The organism is Mesorhizobium sp. M7A.F.Ca.MR.176.00.0.0 (assembly GCF_004023165.1).
In the GTDB taxonomy this organism is placed as follows: Bacteria; Pseudomonadota; Alphaproteobacteria; order Rhizobiales; family Rhizobiaceae; genus Mesorhizobium.
Window position 1 is genome coordinate 1 of record NZ_RZTC01000313.1, and the last position, 517, is coordinate 517.

General features: G+C 67.7%; 1 protein-coding gene. It reads right to left on the reverse strand.

The genetic code is table 11. The features are described from left to right. The coding region (locus tag EOB59_RS35055; RefSeq protein WP_206622113.1) for a VCBS domain-containing protein at positions 1 to 517 on the reverse strand (517 nt) is incomplete at both ends.

Consider the following 517-nt stretch of genomic DNA (forward strand, 5'->3'; position numbering starts at 1 on the left):
AGCTGCCGCTGGCCGGCGAGGTCAGCGTATAGGTGTACGGGCCGGTGCCGCCGGCCGGCGTGATCGCGCCGTTGAAGATCTCGCTGTTACCGGCTGCGTCGCTGCCCGTCGCAAGGCCCTTCTCGCTGACCAGCGCATCGGTGTCGGATGCCGTCACCGTCACATTGTTCACGGTGATGTCCAGCGTCACCGTCGAGGTGTCGCCGTCGCCGTCGGTGATGGTGTAGACGAAGTGATCGACCGCATTGGTGGTCACCGCGTTGGGATTGGCCGTGTAGGTGTAGGCGCCGTTGGCGCCCAGGACCAGCGTGCCGTACTGGCCCGCGATTCCGGCTCCGCCGAGATTGCCGCTCACCGGGTTCGACACGTTCGAACCGGTTGCCACGCCCGTCACCGCGCCGCCAGGTGCAGCACCGTCGGCACCCAGAACATCCGCTGTCCCGTCCGTCAGCACGTTGCCCGAGGCCTGCGCGCCTTCCGACACGCTGTTGGTGTTGGCATGCGCCGTCGGCACGTC